This window comes from Synechocystis sp. LEGE 06083 (genome assembly GCF_015207725.1).
Lineage (GTDB): Bacteria > Cyanobacteriota > Cyanobacteriia > Cyanobacteriales > Microcystaceae > Synechocystis > Synechocystis salina.
This window is the reverse complement of record NZ_JADEWJ010000060.1, coordinates 1-16,267: the sequence shown is the minus strand read 5'-3', so window position 1 is coordinate 16,267 and position 16,267 is coordinate 1. Positions and strand designations below refer to the sequence as shown.

Genomic DNA, 16,267 nt, shown 5'->3' with positions numbered 1-16,267 from the left:
CCCCACTATGAAGATACCATTGCGCCCCAGGAGGTAGTACACGAAATTGGTCGCCAGGCCCCCGATGCCTACTACACCACCGATGTGGGACAGCACCAAATGTGGGCAGCCCAGTTTTTGAACAATGGGCCCCGGCGGTGGATTTCCAGTGCTGGTTTGGGCACCATGGGTTTCGGCTTACCGGCCGCCATGGGAGCCAAAGTGGGAGTGGGGGAGGAAGCCGTCATTTGCATCAGTGGAGATGCCAGTTTCCAAATGAATCTCCAGGAGTTAGGGACCTTAGCCCAGTACGACATCCAGGTTAAAACTATTATTCTTAATAACGGTTGGCAGGGAATGGTGCGTCAGTGGCAACAAACCTTCTATGAAGAGCGCTATTCTGCGTCCAATATGTCCCAGGGAATGCCAGATATTAATCTCCTCTGTGAAGCCTATGGCATCAAGGGAATCACTGTCCGTAAGCGGGAAGATTTGGCTCCGGCGATCGCCGAAATGCTAGCCCACAATGGCCCTGTGGTAATGGATGTGGTAGTCAAAAAAGATGAAAACTGTTACCCCATGATTGCCCCCGGCATGAGTAATGCCCAAATGCTAGGCTTACCGGAAGTACCAGTGCGAGACAATGGTCCCCAGATGGTGGAGTGCAACCATTGCCAGACCCAAAATTTCATCACCCATCGCTTCTGTTCCGGTTGTGGAGCCAAACTCTAACTAACTGGAAGCAGACCAGTGACAGAATCATCAAGAATATGGCAGGGAAAATTTTGGTAATTACTTTTCTCCTGCCTTTTTTGTTGTTATTCCAGTACCTCAATCAATGTTTTTTTCAATAGTCTGACTACAATAGCGTAACCATTGCTAAACCCTTGGAGAAAGTAACTATGCTTGCTTCTAGCCCCAACCCAACCCTAACCATAGCCGACTTTTTGGCATTGCCCTATATTGACGACTCACCAGCGTGGGAATACGTAAACGGAACCATTGCGCAAAAACCAATGCCTAAGACTTTCCATAGCCGACTGCAACTAAAACTAGCTAGCATGATCGATTTAGCAGGAGAAAGTAACAAAAATGTTTTGGCTTTCACTGAACTACGGTGTAATTTGACTGAAAGATCAATAGTGCTGGATATTGTAGTTTTAGGTTGGGAGCGTCTGCCGATTAATGATTCCGGAGAGCTGGAAAATCAAGCAATTAGTTTTGCACCGGATTGGGTGATTGAAATCCTTTCTCCCCAACAAAGTTTAGCCAAGGTGATGAAAAATATTCTCTATTGTTTAGAGCAGGGTAGTGAGTTGGGCTGGCTGATTAATCCGGAAGAACGATCTATTTTAGTTCTTCTATCCCAGCAAGCACCCCAGTGTTATCTGAGCGATGATCCAGAGATTAATAATGGCCAAGAAATTTTACCTGTGCTGTCCGGTTTAGATTTACAACTAACCACGGAGCAAATCTTTTCTTGGTTAAAATTTTCCCGCTAATTGCGAATATTACTTTGACCCAATGGCAGGAAACTTTGCTCCAACATAATTGCAGTCATCGATTGAACCAAACTCGGTCAATTAAGAAAATATTGGCGCTCCATTTTGCAATCCTTTGCCAGGGAATGCTGTTAGCCAGCTCTGTCTGTGCCAATGAAGTTTACCCTAGTTATCTCACCGAAAAAGGCATTGAAAGTGAGTCTTTAAATCAGTATCCTCATGGTCTAACTGGTCGTAAGATAGCCATTGGCCAGATGGAAATGGGTCGGCCAGTGCAATATCTTTGGGATAAGTTGGGCAGTTGGCAGCCTCCCTATGCTTTGGTGGGGGTATTTCACCTCAATCAAATTTCCCCCCGCAATCGCTTTTTCGATAGTCACGCCGGTATGGTGGCCCAGGCCATGCTTAGCCAGGATAAACGTTTTCCAGGGGTGGCACCGGAGGCTCGGCTTTATGCCACGGCCATGGGGCCGCTAGCCGAAAATCTACAACCCCAGCAGTGCTTGGCCGGACAATTTGTTAGTCGTCAAGATGGGGGCAATCTCCGGGCAGTCAATTTGAGCTATGGGGAGTCGTTGGAACGGGACACTAGGGGAAATCCCCAGTTGGATGGCAATGCGTTGTTAACTTTGTGTTTGGACTGGCTGACCCAACAACAAAACCTACTCTTTGTGGTGGCGGGCAATCAGGGTACAGGGGGCATCGCCATTCCCACGGACAACTACAACGGTATTACCGTCGCCTACACTGTTCAGTCCCCCGATCGCCAAGGCCGTTATGACCGCATGGCCTTTACGAATTTAAGTCGGGAACCGGAAGGCATGGGCAAAAGAATAGTGGCACGGGAAATCAATCAGGGGGGGCGCCGGGGGGTGAGCTTAGTGGCTCCGGGTAGTGATTTTTATTTATATGACATCAACGGTCGGGTGGAATGGGTCAGTGGTAGTAGTTTTGCCGCTCCTTTAGTAACCGGAACTGTTGCTTTGTTACAAGAATTTGGCGATCTCCAGTTATTAACTAATCCCAATGGTAGCCGCTGGAATTTAGATGCCCGCAGACCCATGGTGATGAAAGCCGTATTACTCAACTCAGCGGTAAAAATTCGCAACGCTGGTTTGGGCACGGATTATAACCTCTACAGCAGTAAAAACCGCGATTGGCTGGCCACGGAAGCCTACCGAGATCCTACCCTGCCGTTGGATTTGGAAATGGGGGCTGGTCAACTCAACGCCCGCCGAGCCCTAGAACAATTCCAGTCTGGAGCCTATGGGCCTGGAGAAAATTATCTCCCGGCGATCGCCTGGGATTATGGAGAAATTCAACCGGGTCAAATCATTAGTTACGACCTATCCCAACCCCTTAAAGGAGGAGAGTTTGCTAGCGCCACCCTCGTGTGGGAAAGACCAGTGCAATTGTTGGATACCAATGGTAATCAACAATACGACCTGGGGGAAAGTTTTCAGGGCCAGCCTTTAAGCAACCTAGACTTATTAATGGTTTCCCAAGACAATAATGGCTCGGTGGTTTGTGCATCCCAAAGCAAAGTCGATAATGTGGAACATTTTCTTTGTCCCATTGCTACCACTGGCAATTACACCATTCAAGTCAAACACCAGGGCGGTGGAGCCATGGCTCGACCAGAAAAATATGCCCTGAGCTGGTGGACTGTTACCAATTGAAAGAACTCTTGGCCATGGGTAAATATCTTTAACCAGCAAAATTTTGGGGGCAATCACACCAAGGTGCTGACAAATTCTCCCAATTTAGCCAAACCCCATTTAATGGTGTCCATATCAGTAGCATAGGAAAAACGAACGCAGTCATCGGCTCCAAAGGCAACTCCAGGGATCACCGCCACCTGTTGAGATTCCAACAACTGGGCACTGAACTCCAGGGAATTAAGCCCTGTTTTGGCAATGTCTACAAAAACATAAAATGCTCCTTTGGGGTTAGGACAACTTAGCCCCGCAATTTGATTAATCCCCTCCACCATCACCTGTCTTCTTTCTGTAAAAGCCTTGACCATGGTTTCCACACAGGTTTGGGGATTTTCCAGAGCGGCGATCGCCCCGTACTGAGCAAAGGTACAAACGTTGGAAGTGCTATGGCCCTGGATGGTGCTGCAGGCCTTGATCAAGGGTAATTCCCCTGCTAAGTAACCCACCCGCCAACCGGTCATGGAATAACTTTTGGCAAAACCATTGCTGATGATGGTGCGCCGGAAAATTTCGTCGTTGACCGCCCCAATGCTGAGGTGTTCCGTGCCGTCGTAGAGGATGCGCTCATAGATCTCATCGGATACTACATACAAATGGTCGTACTCTAAAATTACTTCTGCCAAAGCCCTAATTTCCCCAGGGGTATAGACTGCCCCGGTGGGATTGGAGGGGGAATTAAGCACAAAAAGCTTGCTTTTCGGGGTGATGGCCTGGCGCAGTTGTTCCGGGGTGATTTTATAATCCGTTGCCGCTGTGGTGTTGACAATGACTGGAGTTCCCTCCGCTAGGCGCACCATTTCTGGATAGCTGAGCCAATAGGGAGCGGGAATAATGACCTCATCCCCCTGCTCAATCATGGCCAGCATCAAGTTAAACAAGGAATGTTTACCGCCATTGGTAACTAAAACGTTGGCCGCTTCATAGAGCAAGTTATTCTTTTCCCGTAACTTTTTGGCGATCGCCTGACGGAGGGCCGGTTCCCCAGCGGCGGGGCCATAGCGGGTTTTTCCCTCATCCAGGGCCAACTTGGCCGCTTCCACAATGTGGGGAGGAGTGGCAAAATCCGGCTCCCCCGCAGTGAAGCTCAGCACATCAACACCCTCGGCCCGCATTGCCTTGGCCTTTGCCGTGATTTCAAGGGTGATGGAAGGCACAACTTGGCTAACACGCTGGGTTAGTTGCATAATCAAAACATCCCTGGGGTAAACAACAGCAAAAAACGGCTAAGGCTATTCAGACAAAGGATTTCAACCCCAGCAAGGGAACTGGAATTGAGTCGATTTAGTTAAACAAGATTAAGCTCAGTTTAAATAATCGCATTGGGGTCTTCATTGCGGGCCACGGAAACCACCCGTTCTGTCATGGGAACATAAGATAAGTTATGGTCGCCGATGTAAATTTGGGTAGGACGGTAGATTTTATTGACGGATAATTGTTCCTTCCAATGGGCCAACCACCCCGCCACCCTGGCGATCGCAAATAGGGGCGTAAACAGGTCAGAAGGAATGTCTAGCTTGCGGTAAACCAAACCGGAGTAGAAGTCCACATTGGGGTAAATGCCCTTTTGGCCGACGTATTCTTCCACAACTTTTTCTAACTCCACCGCTATTTCGTAATACTCGTCGTGGCCCATTTTGGCAAATAGCTGCTCAGCCAAATCCTGCAAAATAATTGCCCGGGGGTCCTTGACTTTATAGACCCGGTGCCCAAAGCCCATGATGCGCTGTTTATTGGCCAGGCATTTTTCCACATAGGGCCGGACATTTTCCACCGAACCAATTTCTTCGAGCATATTCAGCACTTCCTCGTTGGCTCCTCCGTGGAGAGGCCCCGCCAATGTCCCCACCGCCGAAGCAATGACAGCATAGGGATCCGTCAGAGTGGAAGCCGTCACCCGGGCCGAAAAAGTGGAGGCATTCATGGTGTGCTCCGCATGGAGGGTCAAACACACGTCAAACACCTTGGCGGCAAAAGGATCGGGCTCCTTCTCCGTCAGCATATAAAGGAAGTTGGAAGCGTAGTCCAATTTATCGTTGGGCTGAATTGGATCATTGCCTTCCCGGATCATATGGAAAGCTGCCACCATGGTGGGGATTTTGGCCAACAGACGTACTACTGCTGCCCGGATATAGTTGGGGTCGTCCAAGGCCCGTCGAGCATAGAACAATCCCAAGGCCGCCGCTGAAGTTTGTAGAGCATCCATGGGGTGCCCTGTTTCGGGAAAGCATTTCATCATGTCCCGGATATGGTACTTAATGCGTCGATGGGTACGAATTTCGTACTCGAATTCCTCTAACTCCCCCTGGGTAGGCAATTTGCCCCAGATGAGCAGATAGGCTACTTCAATAAAACTACTGGATTTGGCTAATTCTTCGATGCGAATGCCCCGGTATTCCAAAATACCGTCGGTGCCATCCACGTGGCTCACCCTAGATTTAGCAGCGGGGACTCCGGCTAGGCCTTCTTTAAACACTTCGCTATCAGTCATCATACAGTTCACCTATAACGGACAATGCCACTACTGTTGTTGCTTAGATTCGGATTGAGAAAAAATTTTGCCGGCCTGGGCCAGCCTGCCCCCATATCCATATTAAGGAATCTGAAGGAATTCTGGAAATTTACTCCTACTCCTGGATTGAGCCCGTTACTGGCCCGGCAAGCTCCGATCCACTGTGGGCTAGATTTAGACCAGCCAACGGGGAGGAGTGAGTAAAAACAGTTGCCCCTCACCTGGTGGACAGTCCCAAGAGGGCAACGTTAAACCAATAATGCCAGCTTTTTTAACAATTAATTTGCCTTGGGGGCTACCAAAAATGAGATATTCGGCCCAGTTGGCTAAATCCGGCTGATGGCCCACTAGGGCAAGGCAACGGTGACTGCGGTGACGATATTCTGCGGTCAAATGGGCTATGCCTTGGGGAATGTCTTCTCCAGGGGCGAGGGGGGAAAAACTTTCCAGTTGGGGGGCAAGGCCCTGGTCCATCAAGATCTGTGCTGTCTGCTGGGCTCGTACTAAAGGACTAGTGAGAATGAGGTCAAATTCCACTCCGATCGCTTGGAGGCGCTGGGCCACCCGTTGGGTTTTGTCTTTACCTTTTTTAGTCAACTGGCGATCGCCGTCGGGGATAGTGGGGGACTGTTCCTGGGCAATGCCGTGGCGAATAAGGTAAAGTTCCATGGATATGATCGATAGAATAGGGGAGTCGAGTGCGATGAACCGGAAAACTTCAGTATGGAAAAATACAACATCCAGGTGTTAGGCAATGTTAACTCCGAGGAAACTTTAGTTTTTGCCCATGGTTTTGGCAGCGAACAAAACGCCTGGCGATTTATCTATCCGGCCTTCGAAGAAAATTATCGCATTGTTTTATTTGACTTTCCTGGTAGCAAACCTTCTAACAGCAAAAATTTTGATATTCAGAATTACAATTCCCTCAATGATTATGCCGATGATTTGATGGAGATAACCCACCTGGTTGGGGTGCGTCGGGGGATTTTAATTGCCCACTCCGCTAGTTGCATGATCGGGGCCCTGGCCAATTTGCGGGATCCGGATTTATTTAAGGGCATGGTTTTCATCTGCGGTTCTCCCCGCTATCGGGATGATGGGGATTATAAGGGCGGTTTTAGCCAGGAAAAAATTGCCACAATCCTCAATGAAATGAGTCATAACTATGCCGAGTGGATTCGCACCTATGCTCCGGCGGCGGTTAATGATCCCAACAAGCCGGAATTGGTGGAAGAATTTTCCCATTGTCTTCTGCAACTGCGTCCTGACATTGGCCTGGTGGTGTTTAGCCTCATCATCATGTCCGATTACCGTCGGGAAGTGGCTCAAGTGGAACTACCCACTTTGATTGTGCAACCCCAGGAAGACATATTTGTCCCAGCCACAGTGGGGGCCTATCTTTACCGGACCATGAAAAACAGTGAGCTTTATTGGATTGATACCCCTGGTCATTTTCCCCACCTGGCCAACCCCACAGAAATTATCAAGGCGATCACCAGTTATTTGGCTGAACATGGATTTGTTTAACTGCTAAGATTTTTTCGGACAACATTTGGGGCACTGGAGGGTTTAACCATGGCAAAAGTGATGATTGTGGGCGCCGGAGGTGTGGGCAGTGTGGTGGCCCATAAATGTGCGGCCCTGGAGGATTTTACTGAGATTCTTTTGGCCAGTCGTACGGTGGCTAAATGTGACCAAATTGCGGCCCACATTGGCTCCCCGAAGGTTAAAACTGCCGCACTGGATGCTTTTCAGGTCAGTGACACGGTGCAACTCCTGCGGGACTTTGGGGCGGATTTGCTCATTAACGTGGCCTTGCCTTACCAAGATTTGGTGCTGATGGATGCTTGCCTGGAAGCGGGGGTGGATTACCTCGACACTGCTAACTATGAGCCCCCAGACGTAGCTAAGTTTGAATACAGTTGGCAGTGGGCTTACCAAGATCAATTCAAGGAAGCGGGGTTAATGGCCCTGTTGGGCTGTGGTTTTGACCCAGGGGTAACGGGGATTTTTACCGCCTATGCCCTCAAGCACCATTTTGATGAAATCCATTACTTGGACATTGTGGATTGTAATGCGGGTAGCCATGGCCAGGCCTTTGCCACCAATTTCAACCCGGAGATTAACATTCGGGAAATTACCCAAAAGGGTCGTTATTACGAAGATGGCGTTTGGCAGGAAATTGATCCCCTTTCTGTGCACCGGGATATTAACTATCCCCACATTGGCGATCGCCCTTCCTATTTGCTCTACCACGAGGAGTTGGAATCCCTGGTGAAAAATATTCCCACCCTGAAAAGGGCCCGCTTTTGGATGACTTTTTCAGAAGCTTACATTACCCATTTGCGGGTGCTGGAGGCGGTGGGCATGACCCGCATTGATGAAGTGAAATACCAGGGGCAAAAAATTGTACCGTTGCAGTTCCTGAAGGCTGTGTTACCAGAGCCCGCTTCCTTGGCAGAAAATTATTCAGGCCAAACCTCCATTGGTTGTTATATAAAGGGGGTTAAGGATGGTCAAACCAAAACCTATTACATCTATAACAATTGTGACCATGCTGCCTGCTTTACCGAAGTTGGCTCCCAAGCCATTTCCTACACCACCGGGGTGCCCGCCGCCCTAGGGGGACTGATGATGGTACAGGGCAAATGGAAACAAGCTGGGGTTTTCAATGTGGAAGAAATGGACCCCGATCCGTTTCTGGAAAAACTCGGTTCCCTCGGCTTGCCCTGGCATGAAGTGATTAACGGCCCTTTTCCTTTTGATGACTAGTTTTTAAAGCAATTTTCGATGACTTCTGATCCCATTACCCTCCTCGTCAACGGCGATCGTCAAGTGGCTGCTAGCCCGGTCACATTGCCCAATTTTCTGCAAAATCAAGGGTTTAACCTCCGTTTAATTGCGGTGGAATATAACGGTGAAATTCTCCATCGACAGTTTTGGCCCGAAACCCAACTGCAAAACGGCGATCGCCTAGAAGTGGTTACCATTGTGGGGGGTGGCTAAAGCTTCCATAAAACTCAAGCAAAGTTACTGATAGTTTTAGTAATCGTTATCCAAGAAACTTTGGCAAGATTCCTTTGGACCATCCTAGGTTTTTAATCTGAGAAAACTTTATGAGACAAGTTATTACCTATAAAGATGAAGATAACTATTGGATCGCTGAATGTCCTAGTTTAAAAGGCTGTATCAGCCAGGGAGAAACGAAAGAAATTGCTTTAAAAAACATTAAAGAGGCTATTTCTGGTCATATTTCAGCCCTAGAAGAAGATGGTTTGCCCATACCAGAAGAAACATTTGAGACCTTTCTTGTTGTTCTATGAGTAAGCTTCCCAGCGTCTCGGGTAAAGCCTGTGTAAAAGCTTTGGAGAAAATTGGATTTTATCTAAAAAGACGAGAAAGTAGCCACATAATTCTGAGAAGGGATGACCCCTTTGCCCAAATTGTCGTGCCCGATCATCCTGCCTTGGCCAAAGGAACCTTGCGAGGGATTTTGCGGTAAATTGATTTAAGTGTGGATGAATTTATCAATCTTCTGTAGGATGATCGCCTAGAAGTGATTACCATTGTGGGGGGTGGCTAGCTTTTAATTGGTAGGGGTATGGCACCGCCTAGAATGGTTCTTAGCCCCAAACTTTCTTTGTAAGCACTTTTTCTGTGGAAATTACTTTTCTTGGTACCAGCTCTGGCGTTCCCACCCGCAACCGCAATGTTTCCAGCATTGCCCTCCGTTTACCCCAAAGGGCTGAATTGTGGTTATTTGATTGCGGAGAAGGCACCCAACACCAGTTTTTGCGCAGTGAAGTCAAAATTTCCCAATTAACCCGCATTTTCATTACCCATCTCCACGGGGACCATATTTTTGGGCTCATGGGCTTATTGGCAAGCTCCGGTTTAGCTGGTTCGGGGCAAGGGATTGAACTTTACGGGCCGGAGGGCTTAGGGGATTATTTAGAAGCCTGTTGCCGTTTTTCTAGCACCCATCTGGGCAAACGCCTCAAAGTCCATACTATCCGGAAAAATGGGCTAATTTACGAAGATAAGGACTTCCAAGTCCACTGCGGCCTATTAAAACATCGCATTCCTGCCTATGGTTACCGGGTGGAGGAAAAACAACGGCCGGGAAGATTTAATGTGGAGCAAGCGGAGGCTTTGGGCATTCCCTTTGGTCCCATTTACGGTCAGTTAAAACAAGGGAAAACCGTCACCCTTGAGGACGGCCGCCGCATTCGTGGTCAGGAGCTTTGTGAACCGCCGGAACCGGGTCGGAAATTTGTTTATTGTACTGATACGGTTTTCTGTGAAGGGGCGATCGCCTTGGCCCAGGATGCAGATTTGTTGGTGCATGAGGCCACTTTTGCCCATCAAGACGCCCAATTGGCCTTTGACCGGCTCCATTCCACTTCCACCATGGCGGCCCAGGTGGCCTTATTGGCCAATGTCAAGCAGTTGATCATGACCCACTTTAGTCCCCGCTATGCCCCCGGCAATCCCTTGCAATTGGAAAATTTACTAGCGGAAGCCCAAGCCATTTTTCCCAATACCCGTTTGGCCAGGGATTTTTTAACGCTGGAAATTCCCCGTCGAAAAGCCGAGTCCGTCACGGCAATGTCAGTCCCTCAGCCATCCCCTGCATAACCAACTTTGGCTCGATATAGTAAAGCGTCGTTGCGACGATAACCCACGTAACGCACCACCACCATTGTCCCGATTTCGGGACCTGGCCCCGGACCGATAAATTCATGGCACTGGGGATCGTAGGGTACCATTTCCCCCACAGCGGCGATCGCCTCTACTTGCCATTGTTGGAGTAGGGTAGCGATGGGTTTAGTGAGGGGCAAAAGCTTTTGGGCTGGCCATTGGGGATTTTGTTGGGCGGCGGCGGCGGCGGTAGGCCATTGCAGTAACCAGGGTTCAAGAATTTCCAGGGCTTGCTGTTGCCATTGACTTTCTAGTTGCTGGGATTGGTTATTCAATTGCTGTTGTAGTCTGGCATATTCAGTTTCTAAAGCTTCAATGGTTCGCTGTAAAGACAAAATTTCATCTGCCGAGGGCTGATTGGTTTGAGGTTCCGGTAAGGGCATGGTTCCCCCCAACTGTTGCCACAGTTCTTCTAGGGTCAAACCCAAGGCGATCGCCAATTTGACCATAATGCCCAGGGGAATTTGGGCTATCAGACCCCACTCTAAACGGGAAAGATACCAGCTCGAAATCTCTGCCGCTTCTGCCAGTTTAGGAAGGGAAGGATAACCCGCTTGCTGATAAAGTTGCCGTAAATTTTCTCGGTAAGGAATATTAGCCATAGGGAAGTATTGCAACAGATAAAAAAAATTTAAATAAGTTGTCTTTTATTCAGAAGGTGGCATTTTTGCTCCTTCCAACTGAGCACCTTGGAAATTTACGCCATTTATGTTTGCTTTAGATAAATCAGTGCTGTTTAGTTGACTAAATTTTAGATTTGCACCACTGAGATCAGCACCATCAAAATTAGCCCCTCGCAAATCTGCTGATGAAAAATCACATCCCCTTAAACTTGCATTACAAAAGTCTGCTCCCCTGAGTTTACTGTTGTTAAAATCAAAACCATTTAAAACTGAGTTTGCAAACAAGGCTCCGTTAAGCTCCATGTAGGTAAAACCACAATCAATTAACTTAGCTTTTCTAAAATCAGCACCATCCATATACATTAAAGTATTGTCCGGTTTGATACCTACAATCGTGGCATTTTGTAAATTGGAGTGGCTTAACTTAAGGTTTGCATACAAATCTTTATCAAACCTACTTTTTTCATAACAAATAATTGCTTCAGATAAATTGGTGCCACTCATATTTGCTGAACATATCATTGCCCCCGTCAAATTTGCCTTTTTAAGATTGGCCCCACTAAGATTGGCTCTATAAAGATTTGTAAAACTCAGATCCATATTTTCTAGTGAAACTCCAGGTGTAATTAACAGTGCTCCTTGCTTTTGGGGATTAATGTCGCTGGGGAAAATTGTGTGTAAATCGTACAGTGCTCCGACTAAATCTACGTTTTTTAGAGATGATGTTGTAAGGTCTAGACAAGATTTTGAATACTTGGGATTATATCCCCTTAAATTAGCTTTTTTAAGAATAGCACCGTCAAACTTAGCATTTTCTATTTTAATAAACTTATCTCTTGATTGAAATCCAATGCTATCAAAATCAACTCCTTCCATATTAGCATTTTCAAAATTTGTGTTTTTAAAAATACATTGACTAAACTTCACATAAGCTAAATTTGCTCCAGACAAATCCGTATCAGTGAAGTTTACATGGCTAATCTTTGAGCGACTTAGATTAACCTGTCTTAGGGATGCTCCAGACAAGTTACATTTGTGAATTTCTACATTGTATAAATCTACATTATCAAAACATGATCTTGATAAATTTAAATTATAAATATGTCCATGTTCTTTAAATTGAATCTTACTCAAATCTGCATTAATTAGTAAACTCAATTCTTCATTGTTTTTGGGGTCAACAATATTGGATTCAATGATTCGATAAAATTCATTTGTGCTAATCGTTAATTTCATAATTTTAAAAATTAGTTGTTTTTACGATTTACCAAGCTTTTTACTGATTTTTTTGATCAAAGTTTGGAACTTTAAAGTCATAATTCTCCTGCGAGTTAAAGGCTCGATGGTTTGATTAAAACTAGGATGATAGTCAAAAAATTCGTTAATATCCAATAAAATTATTCTTAACCGTTCCAAAATATTTTCCCGACGGTACTCCACCAACAAACCAGGATCTACCCTACGCCATTGCCTAGAACCGTTCACCACACCTAAAATTCTTTGGCAATCATAATTTAGGGCATAGCCAGCAATTTTTTCACAATTAAACCCAGGGTCTAGATAGTCGGATAGTCCCCCATTAACGCTGGAAAAAACATGACAGCCACAGGCCATGGCTTCCATTGGTTGTAGGCCAAAACCTTCACTTACTCCCTGTTGGGCCCAATATTCTGCCGAATCGTAAAGATACACTTTTGCTCGGTTAAACATTCCTGTTAAATCTTCGACGTAACTGTCGATTACTTTTACATTACATTGACTTTGTAAAGCAGGAATTAATTGTTTTAATAAATAGTGGGACGATTTACGGGCTTGCACTAATACATCAATGTCTCGAGTTAGTCCCAAATCACTAAAGTCTTCAGAAATATGGTTGGGCAAATAATACAACAAGGAATGAGGCGATCGTTGCCCCCAATAACCCATGGTGTTACGACTAATGCAAACAATGGGCAAAGCGGTGGGTAAATTAAAACCATAGCCAGTGCTGTGGGCGTGGTAAATTACCCGATAACCCTGCAATTTTTTTGCCAATTTTGGAATGTCAAAGCCCCAACTAATCACAAAAATGACTTGGCCTAGATTTCCTTGAGCTAGGATATCATCTAAAAAAAGTGTGTTTGGTTCTCGCTGTTTATAAGTAACAATAGTTGCTGGACAAATTTCTTGCACCAGCTTGATGGTTTTTAATTCTGCCCACAGACCACCACAGGCAAATTTACCACCTAATCCTGGTAATAAAAAGTAAAGTTTACGCATTGAAATTTAAATTAAAAATATAAAAATTTGTATAAGTTAATGGAGTGGTGTTACTTGATTTAATTGCAATTGTCACTCTGAAGGGATGTTAATTTAAGCAAATACCACAGTGCGATTATCGTAAACAAGAATTCGGTGTTGCAAATGTAAGCGCACGGCCCTAGCCAATACCACCCTTTCCAAATCTCGACCCTTACGGATTAAATCCTCCACATTATCCCGATGACTAACCCTTACCACGTCCTGTTCAATAATCGGGCCTTCATCCAATTGGGCAGTTGCATAATGGGCGGTGGCTCCAATGATTTTTACTCCCCGTTCATGGGCTCGATGGTAGGGATTTGCCCCAGGGAAGGCAGGTAAAAAAGAGTGGTGAATATTAATAATATTGGGAAATTTACCCACAAAATCGGTGGTTAAAATCTGTAGATATTTTGCCAACACCACCAGATCAATTTGATACTGTTTCAACAGGGCCAATTCTGCCGTTTCCTGGGCTAATTTATTCTCTTTCGTAATAGGTAAACAATGGAAATCAATGCCAAATTGGTCGGCAATGGGTTTCAAGTCAGGATGATTACTAATAATGAGGGGAATTTCACAACGCAACTCCCCCGATCGCCAGCGCCAGAGAATATCGAGCAGACAATGGTCTTGTTTAGAAACCCAGAGGGCTAAACGGGGCAACTGGTCAGAGAAATGAATTTGCCAAGTGGCCTGGAGTTGCCCAGCCAATTGGGACCAAGCGCATAACAACTCCGGACGGGATAGCCGAAAATTGTCCAACTGCCACTCCACCCGATTCAAAAAAAGCCCACTGGAGAAGTCCGTATGCTGGTCGGCGTGGATAATATTGCCCTGGTTTTGGTAAATAAATTGAGCAATTTGGGCCACAATGCCCGGTTGGTCAGGACAGGAAACAAGCAGTGTTGCAGTGAGATTTTGCATTAAAGACAATAAAATACAGCCTTAGGAACATTACACACAGTCCACTCCGCTATTTTCCCATCTACTGACCTCCAAAGGTGTTTGTGATTATGATGGGGAGGGCTAAGAAATTTTCCCTTAGTCGAAATTGCTCGGTTTTTCTTCGTTATTCTCCTATATGCTTAACTAATTCTCCCTTGCTGGAGAGTCCGGTGATGGGATGGAAAAGACGAGAAAATTAAGCAGAACTTTCCATTGCGCTAATCATTCCCTCAAGTACCAGCCATGAGCCCAATTCCCCCCATCGATCGCCGTCAGTTAATCCAATACGGCGGAGCTTTCCTCGGCACTAGCTTGATGGCTACCGTGCTGGGCAATCAAATTGTTAGTAACCCCAAGGTGCAAGCCCAGACCATTAATCAAACTCCCCAGGAACTCTTAAATCAATTGATGGAGGGCAACGGGCGTTTTAGTGAACAAAGAAGACTGAAAGCTAACCAGGATTTTAACCGTCTGACAGAAGTGGCCCAAGGTCAAAATCCTTTTGCTGCTATCCTCAGTTGCGCTGATTCCCGAGTGCCACCAGAAATTATTTTTGATCAGGGTTTGGGAGATTTATTCATCTGTCGCATTGCTGGCAACGTGGCTACTCCTCAAGAAGTGGGAAGCCTGGAATTTGGCACTTTGGTTTTAGGAGCAAAGGTGTTGATGGTTTTAGGACACCAGGGTTGTGGGGCGGTGAAAGCGGCCATGGATGGGGGTGAATTACCGGGGCAAATTGGCAGTGTGATTAAAAAAATTGATATCGGCTCTGTTACCGATGACAGCAGCAATGCCGCCAGTGTGGCCATGGCCACCAAAGCCAATGTTGAACACCAAATGGCAGTGCTAAAACAATCCTCGGTGCTAAGCGAATTGATGGCTGAAGAAAAGCTGACGATAGTTGGTGCTTACTATAATCTGGGCTCCGGTCTTGTAACGCTGTTGTAGTTCAATCAATCAAGACATCCTCGCCGGAATCGATTTGGTTGGCTTCCCATTCCACATTGGGCATGGACTCAAAGGCTTGGCGCACATAGGATTCCCACAGACTACGCATTTTAGCGAGGTAGGGATCCCCCAGGCGCAGTTGCAGGGTGTGGCGCACAGAGAAATGATTGGCTTCCACCATGGTCAGATTAATGGGAGGGCCAACGGAAATATTCGACTTCATAGTGGAGTCAATGGAAAGCAAGGCACATTTGGCCATGGCTTCCAGAGGAGTATCATAGGTGATGGTGCGGTCCAGCAACGGCTTGCCGTACTTAGTTTCGCCAATTTGTAGGAAGGGGGTTTCCTTGGTGGCTTGGATGAAATTGCCCTGGGGATAAATTAAGTACAATTCCTGGTGGGGTTCCCCCTTAATTTGTCCACCCAAGAGAAAATTACACTGAAAATCAATGCCGTCTTTTTCCAGCCAGGGTCGGTCTTTTTCCTGCATTTCCCGCACTTTACCACCGATGTAGGTGGCAACTTCGTGCATAGTGGCAATGTTATGGAGATGTTCACCGTCGTCCCGCTGAATATCCCGGTCAATCTGATGGAGTACGGCCTGGGTAATGGCTAAGTTGCCGGAGGTGCAAAGAATTAAAATCCGATCGCCGGGGAGGGAATAATTAAATAATTTCCTGTAGGCGGAAGTGTAATCCACTCCAGCATTGGTGCGGGAATCTGCCCCCATGACCATGCCAAAACGATTAATTAAACCCAAACAATAGGTCATAGCCAAAGTGTAATGATTTCAAGATTTCAAGTGGAGGTGAGACAATTTTGCAACCAAGCGACAATTTCCCCCGCCGTAGTTTGGGATTCCCGCAACTGAAAATAGGGCAACACCACAGTTTTCGGGGCCGGTGTCACTCCCAAAATGGCGATCGGGCCATGGAAGGTGGCCAACTGCTGCCAAAGTTGTTCGAGACCTAGGGGGGAGGGACTCAACTGTTCAAATAACAACAGCAGGGGATGGCCTTGCTTGCGTTGCAATTGATGCCAGTAGAACCGTAGCTTGGA

At 46.5% G+C, this 16,267-nt stretch carries 19 protein-coding genes; 10 read left to right on the top strand and 9 right to left on the bottom strand.

Going from position 1 to position 16,267, the window contains the following annotated elements; genetic code table 11:
* From IQ219_RS06765 to IQ219_RS06755, 3 genes are all read left to right on the top strand, one after another.
* A partial coding sequence (locus tag IQ219_RS06765) for a thiamine pyrophosphate-dependent enzyme (RefSeq protein ID WP_228016765.1) occupies positions 1-711 on the top strand: 711 nt, incomplete at its 5' end.
* A gap of 170 nt (positions 712-881) precedes the next feature.
* Positions 882-1,481 carry a Uma2 family endonuclease gene (locus IQ219_RS06760; RefSeq protein WP_194072126.1) on the top strand — a complete coding sequence of 200 codons (600 nt, stop codon included), beginning with the start codon at positions 882-884 and terminating at the stop codon, positions 1,479-1,481.
* A 125-nt stretch (positions 1,482-1,606) separates the two neighbouring features.
* Entirely contained in the window at positions 1,607-3,160 is a 1,554-nt protein-coding gene (locus IQ219_RS06755) for a S8 family serine peptidase (RefSeq protein WP_228016764.1), read from the top strand.
* 53 nt (positions 3,161-3,213) lie between these two features.
* Here the strand turns inward: IQ219_RS06755 and IQ219_RS06750 are convergent, their stop codons facing one another.
* From IQ219_RS06750 to sixA, 3 genes are all read right to left on the bottom strand, one after another.
* Positions 3,214-4,383 carry a pyridoxal phosphate-dependent aminotransferase gene (locus tag IQ219_RS06750; RefSeq protein WP_194072125.1) on the bottom strand — a complete coding sequence of 390 codons (1,170 nt, stop codon included), beginning with the start codon at positions 4,381-4,383 and terminating at the stop codon, positions 3,214-3,216.
* 122 nt (positions 4,384-4,505) lie between these two features.
* Complete coding sequence (locus IQ219_RS06745; protein ID WP_194020302.1) at positions 4,506-5,699, bottom strand: citrate synthase; 1,194 nt, start codon at positions 5,697-5,699, stop codon at positions 4,506-4,508.
* Between the two features lie 183 nt (positions 5,700-5,882).
* Entirely contained in the window at positions 5,883-6,377 is a 495-nt protein-coding gene (sixA, locus tag IQ219_RS06740) for a phosphohistidine phosphatase SixA (RefSeq protein ID WP_194072124.1), read from the bottom strand.
* A 54-nt stretch (positions 6,378-6,431) separates the two neighbouring features.
* On the opposite strand from sixA, the gene IQ219_RS06735 reads away from it, so the two are divergent.
* The 6 genes from IQ219_RS06735 (at position 6,432) to IQ219_RS06710 (ending at position 10,346) form a co-directional block, all read left to right on the top strand.
* Positions 6,432-7,235 (top strand): alpha/beta fold hydrolase, encoded by an 804-nt coding sequence (locus IQ219_RS06735; protein WP_194072123.1) that lies wholly within the window; start codon positions 6,432-6,434, stop codon positions 7,233-7,235.
* Positions 7,236-7,283: 48 nt separating this feature from the next.
* On the top strand, positions 7,284-8,480 hold the full coding sequence (locus IQ219_RS06730) for a saccharopine dehydrogenase family protein (RefSeq protein ID WP_194072122.1): 1,197 nt from the start codon (positions 7,284-7,286) through the stop codon (positions 8,478-8,480).
* Positions 8,481-8,498: 18 nt separating this feature from the next.
* Positions 8,499-8,714 (top strand): sulfur carrier protein ThiS, encoded by a 216-nt coding sequence (thiS, locus tag IQ219_RS06725; protein ID WP_194020306.1) that lies wholly within the window; start codon positions 8,499-8,501, stop codon positions 8,712-8,714.
* A 110-nt stretch (positions 8,715-8,824) separates the two neighbouring features.
* The gene (locus tag IQ219_RS06720; RefSeq protein WP_194072121.1) at positions 8,825-9,031 is read left to right on the top strand and encodes a type II toxin-antitoxin system HicB family antitoxin; all 207 of its coding nucleotides are present in this window, start codon (positions 8,825-8,827) and stop codon (positions 9,029-9,031) included.
* The gene (locus IQ219_RS06715) at positions 9,028-9,210 is read left to right on the top strand and encodes a type II toxin-antitoxin system HicA family toxin (protein ID WP_194072120.1); all 183 of its coding nucleotides are present in this window, start codon (positions 9,028-9,030) and stop codon (positions 9,208-9,210) included. The genes IQ219_RS06720 and IQ219_RS06715 overlap by 4 nt, the downstream gene beginning before the upstream one ends.
* Positions 9,211-9,365: 155 nt before the next feature.
* The gene (locus tag IQ219_RS06710) at positions 9,366-10,346 is read left to right on the top strand and encodes a ribonuclease Z (protein ID WP_194017955.1); all 981 of its coding nucleotides are present in this window, start codon (positions 9,366-9,368) and stop codon (positions 10,344-10,346) included.
* Here the strand turns inward: IQ219_RS06710 and IQ219_RS06705 are convergent.
* From IQ219_RS06705 to purU, 4 genes are all read right to left on the bottom strand, one after another.
* Positions 10,328-11,011 carry a helix-turn-helix domain-containing protein gene (locus IQ219_RS06705; RefSeq protein WP_194072119.1) on the bottom strand — a complete coding sequence of 228 codons (684 nt, stop codon included), beginning with the start codon at positions 11,009-11,011 and terminating at the stop codon, positions 10,328-10,330. The genes IQ219_RS06710 and IQ219_RS06705 overlap by 19 nt on opposite strands.
* 45 nt (positions 11,012-11,056) lie before the next feature.
* Positions 11,057-12,268: a pentapeptide repeat-containing protein gene (locus IQ219_RS06700; protein ID WP_194021161.1), complete on the bottom strand. Its 1,212-nt coding sequence runs from the start codon at positions 12,266-12,268 to the stop codon at positions 11,057-11,059.
* A 21-nt stretch (positions 12,269-12,289) separates the two neighbouring features.
* Positions 12,290-13,291: a glycosyltransferase gene (locus IQ219_RS06695; protein WP_194021162.1), complete on the bottom strand. Its 1,002-nt coding sequence runs from the start codon at positions 13,289-13,291 to the stop codon at positions 12,290-12,292.
* Positions 13,292-13,384: 93 nt separating this feature from the next.
* Positions 13,385-14,239, bottom strand: a complete 855-nt coding sequence (gene purU, locus IQ219_RS06690) for a formyltetrahydrofolate deformylase (RefSeq protein WP_194072118.1) — start codon at positions 14,237-14,239, stop codon at positions 13,385-13,387.
* 264 nt (positions 14,240-14,503) lie between these two features.
* Between purU and IQ219_RS06685 the strand changes: the two genes are divergently transcribed.
* A complete protein-coding gene (locus IQ219_RS06685) occupies positions 14,504-15,208 on the top strand; it encodes a carbonic anhydrase (RefSeq protein WP_194072117.1) in 705 nt (234 codons plus the stop codon).
* A gap of 1 nt (position 15,209) precedes the next feature.
* Here IQ219_RS06685 and IQ219_RS06680 read toward each other — a convergent pair whose 3' ends face one another.
* Both IQ219_RS06680 and IQ219_RS06675 read right to left on the bottom strand, forming a co-directional pair.
* On the bottom strand, positions 15,210-15,980 hold the full coding sequence (locus tag IQ219_RS06680; RefSeq protein ID WP_194072116.1) for a peptidase: 771 nt from the start codon (positions 15,978-15,980) through the stop codon (positions 15,210-15,212).
* 26 nt (positions 15,981-16,006) lie between these two features.
* Positions 16,007-16,267: hypothetical protein (locus IQ219_RS06675; protein ID WP_194072115.1), on the bottom strand; the 261-nt coding region annotated here is incomplete at its 5' end.